Below are 3,963 nucleotides of genomic sequence, written 5' to 3'. Positions count from 1 at the left end.
GACCCGCTGTCGCCCTATGCCCCGGCACGCGACGATGCCCCGGCACGCACGCGGCCGGGGCATCGATCGAGGGGCAGGACGTCAGGCGGCGGTGGTCACCGCGAACTGCACCGAACCCTGGGGGTCGATCTGCGCGTCGAGCACGCGGTCGTCGAGGACAGCCGCGGCGTCGGTGTCGAGGAAGACCCGCGCGCCGGCGTTCTCCACGACGGTGTCGGCCGGTTCGGGGGAGTCGACGACCGAGAGCGCGAACTGCGACTCGGGCGACCCGGCCCCGGCGATGCGTACGCCGCCCTGGGCGGCATCCGGGAACTGCGCGGTGATGGTCTTGACGGCGGTCGTGGCCTCTTCGGTGAGCGTCAGCATGGGTGACTCTCCTTTTCTGATCGACGACAGGAGCCAGCCACGATGCCGAGAATGGCAGCGGCTCTCAACTCCTCGCGGCCATTGCCAGGGGTTTCCCACCGACCGCTCAGGCGTCAGGGAAGCAGCCCCGCGCGCCGCGCGCGGATCACGGCGGCGTGCCGGGTGGAGGCATCGAGCTTCGACATCGCCGAGGCCAGATACGACTTGACGGTGGTCTCGCGAAGACCGAGGGATGCCGCGATCTCGCCGTTCGTCGACCCCACGGCCGCGCACGCCAATACATCGATCTCACGCCGTGAGAGGTGAAGGTCCGAATCGACGGCGGCGGCCGGTGCGTCGCCGGTGAGCGCGGCGAGGCGCCCCTCGATGTCTTCCAGGCGGCGGCGCACGTCCGCGTCGCCGACGGTCGCGGCGATACTGCGCAGCTGCGCGTAGCTCTCTCGGATCTCCTCGCGCGCTCCGGCGCCGAGGCCGCTCTCGACCGTCGGAGCCGCCGAGAGTCGTCGCTCCACCTCCGCGCGCACGCGCAGCTCGGCGCCGAGTTCGCCCGCGACGTCGAACGCCGGTCGCGCCTGCGCGTCGCCGATCGGCGTCTGCGCCCACGACCCGCAGTACAGCACGCCGCGGGCCGCGCCTGCGACGAGCACGGGGACGGCGAACAGTGTCGCGATGCCCTCGCCGAGGATGGCGCGGTCGTAGTCGTGTGTGATCGTGCGGGAGGTGCGGTAGTCCAGCGTCATCCGGGGACGACGCTCGATGAGCGCGCGTCCGCCGAGGCCGCGGGACTCGTGCACCACGAGACCCTCGATGCTCCGCGTACGCGCGCCCACGACGGTCGTGACGTGGACGGCGCCGTCGTGCTCGAGGCCGCCGAAGGCGACGGGGAAGTGCGTACGCCGGGCGAGCTCGGTCACGGCGTGCGAGATCAGGCTCGTGTCGTCTCGAAGAGCGGATGGTGCTCCCACGCACTACCTACTTCCGGGGGTGACTGCCTCGTCGCCGCGTTTCGTAGCGTCGACCCTACCACCGGGAGCGTTTCCACAGCCCGGTCACCCCCCCTTCGGCGCAGTGCAGCGCCGGACTCATGAGGCAAGGAGGCCACATGACGGATCGTCGCATCGACGGCGCCCCCACGGGCGGCGTCGACTACATCGCGGTCGAGGAGTCCGCCCCGTTCCAGGAATTGAAGCGGCGGCAGCGCAGCTTCGTCTTCCCGTTGGCGGTGGCGTTCCTCGTCTGGTACTTCGTCTACGTTCTGTTGTCGTCGTTCGCGCCGGACTTCATGGCTCAGCCGGTATCGGGCGCGATCACCGTCGGGCTGCTGTTCGGGCTCGGCCAGTTCGTCACCACGTTCGCCATCACCATGGGCTACGTCGCGTACGCCAACCGTCGCCTCGACCCCGGAGCGCAGCAGTTGCGCGAGGAGCTCGAGCGGACTGAGGGGGGTCGGTCGTGAACGACGTGCTCACCCAGCTCGACGCGGCCGCACAGACGGTCGAGAACAACCCGGTGCTGAACATCTCGATCTTCGGCGCCTTCGTCGCTGTGACGTTGTTCATCGTCATCCGGGCCAGTCGCAACAGCAAGACCGCTGCCGACTACTACGCCGCCGGCCGGTCCTTCACCGGTCCGCAGAACGGCTTCGCGATCGCCGGCGACTACCTCTCGGCGGCGTCGTTCCTCGGCATCGTCGGAGCGATCGCGATCAACGGCTACGAGCGCCCCTGATAGTTTGCAGGTGTGGAACCGAAACCCCGCGCCGCCCTGTACGCACGTCTCAGCGCTCCCCAATCGGGTCGAGCCGATGACGACAACTCCGACTCGATCGACAACCAACTAGCGGACCTGACCGCGCTCGCCGCGGATCAGGGCTACGAGGTCTACGGCACCTACTACGACGACGGTATCTCCGGGTACTCCGGCAAGCTGCGGCCCGCGTTCCAGCGCCTGCTCGTCGACATCGCCGATGGTCGGATAGACATCGTTCTCGCGCGTCACGCTGACCGCCTGGAGCGGAACGAAGCTGAGGGGACGATCCTGCGCGTTGCGAGCATCCAGGCGGGTGTGCGCTGGCAGTACAGCTCAGGTCAGGTCGTGGAACCGGCGTCGGCTGAGGGTGGTCTGCTCGCACGCATCCTGTCGGCTATTTCCGAATTCGAATCACAGGTGAAGTCGGAGCGGCTGCGTCAGCACTATCAGGGCCAGCGTCTCGCCGGTCTGCTGCCTGCGCAGAAGGACTGCATGGGTTACGCCGGGTTCGACGTCATCCCCGACGAGGCGGAGCTGATCGCGGCTGCATTCCACAGCTTCGCGGAGGAGGAGGGCACCGTACGCGCGATCGTGTCGAAGTGGAACGCCGCGAAGGTCCCCATGAAGCGGGGAGGCTCCCAGGGCTGGAGCAACGCCCACGTGGTGGGCATCCTCCGCCGACCCCGCTACGCCGGTCTGGTGGCCGACCGGGACGGCTCGATCATTGACGGCCTCACCGGCCAATGGATCAGGATCGTCGAGCCTGAGCTGTGGTGGAAGGTGCAAGCCAAGCTCGACAACCCCGAGCGGAAGACGAACGCGAAAGGTCGGACGCCGCTGTCCCTCGCGGCTGGCATCGCCACCTGCGGAGTCTGCGGGTTCCCGCTGCGCACCTCCACGGGCAAGGCGTGGAAGACGGGGGAGAAGTACTCGATCCTGCTGTGTCGCAATCCCGATCGTGGGGGAGCACGTCACCCGTCAGGAACCATCGCCGATCTTGATCCGCTCATCCGTCGAGCTGTCATCGATGCATTCGCGTTCGGACCTGCGCAGTTGTTCGACGAGGACCACGACAGCGGCGCCACGGGCGAGGTGTACGCCCAGCTCGCCGACCTGCGGGCCTCTCGGCAACGGGTGCTCGATTGGGTCGAAGAGGGCACCCTGGAGGCCTGGGAGGGCAAGCAACGCCTCAACGGCTACCGGGAGCGCATCGAAGCTCTCCAGGGGCGCCTGGACGCCCTTGTGCGATCGTCTGCGGCCTCGGGCATGCTCACAGACCTCCGCGCCGGATGGATCGACTCCAGCACGCACAGAGCGTCCTATGAGGGGTTCACGGTTCTACGAGATGAGCTAGAACTTCGGTTCGACGCCCTCGACATCCAGCGTCGGCGCCAGCTCGTGAAAGCCCTGCTCGATGTCTCAGTGAGCAATGGACAGGGCACCGGGAAGTACACGATCGTGCATACGGTCGTGACCTCACTGAACGCTGCCGACATAGCCTGAAAGAGTGACGATGACGACGACAACGCCTGACCTCGACGCAACCCTCTCCGCCGAGATGATCGAGCGCATGCAACCCATCTGGGCGGCTGCCGATCGCGCGCTGCGGCGCGATCCGAACGTGCTGATCGACATCGCGGAGATGGCCGCTGAGGCCGTTGTCGAGCTGGCACGTGAGGCGGAGGCACGCGCCCTTGAAGAGGCGCGAGAGGCGGCGGCACAAGCCGTCCGTGATGCAGCTCGGGCAGAACGTGAGCGCGTACGTGATGAGCGTCGTGCAGAACGTGCTCGACTGCGCGAGGAATCCCGTGCCCAGGCTCGTGTCGAACGGGAGCGACTGCGCGAGGA

Annotated in this window: 5 protein-coding genes and 1 pseudogene; 4 read left to right on the top strand and 2 right to left on the bottom strand. The window is 67.8% G+C overall.

The features are described 5' to 3' along the window. Positions 1 to 81 precede the first annotated feature (81 nt). Positions 82 to 366 (bottom strand): Fe-S cluster assembly protein HesB, encoded by a 285-nt coding sequence (locus RWP81_RS15040; RefSeq protein WP_314457442.1) that lies wholly within the window; start codon positions 364 to 366, stop codon positions 82 to 84. 113 nt (positions 367 to 479) lie between these two features. Further along, complete coding sequence (locus RWP81_RS15035) at positions 480 to 1,331, bottom strand: LuxR C-terminal-related transcriptional regulator (protein WP_314457441.1); 852 nt, start codon at positions 1,329 to 1,331, stop codon at positions 480 to 482. Between the two features lie 137 nt (positions 1,332 to 1,468). Here RWP81_RS15035 and RWP81_RS15030 point away from each other — a divergent pair, with 137 nt between their 5' ends. The 4 genes and pseudogenes from RWP81_RS15030 to RWP81_RS15015 all read left to right on the top strand — a co-directional run. Next, entirely contained in the window at positions 1,469 to 1,822 is a 354-nt protein-coding gene (locus RWP81_RS15030; protein WP_200936109.1) for a DUF485 domain-containing protein, read from the top strand. After that, a pseudogene (locus RWP81_RS15025) lies at positions 1,819 to 2,085 on the top strand (cation acetate symporter); the annotation flags it as partial. The gene RWP81_RS15030 and the pseudogene RWP81_RS15025, both read left to right, overlap by 4 nt. Before the next feature lie 21 nt (positions 2,086 to 2,106). Further along, positions 2,107 to 3,618, top strand: coding sequence for a recombinase family protein (locus tag RWP81_RS15020; RefSeq protein ID WP_314457437.1), 1,512 nt, complete (start codon positions 2,107 to 2,109; stop codon positions 3,616 to 3,618). Between the two features lie 4 nt (positions 3,619 to 3,622). After that, positions 3,623 to 3,963, top strand: a 341-nt coding sequence (locus RWP81_RS15015) for a hypothetical protein (RefSeq protein ID WP_314457435.1), incomplete at its 3' end; no start/stop codon positions are given.

It is taken from the genome of uncultured Microbacterium sp., assembly GCF_963521695.1.
Lineage (GTDB): Bacteria > Actinomycetota > Actinomycetes > Actinomycetales > Microbacteriaceae > Microbacterium.
Note: the sequence above shows the minus strand (reverse complement) of the source record. Positions and strands in the feature narration are given on the sequence as shown.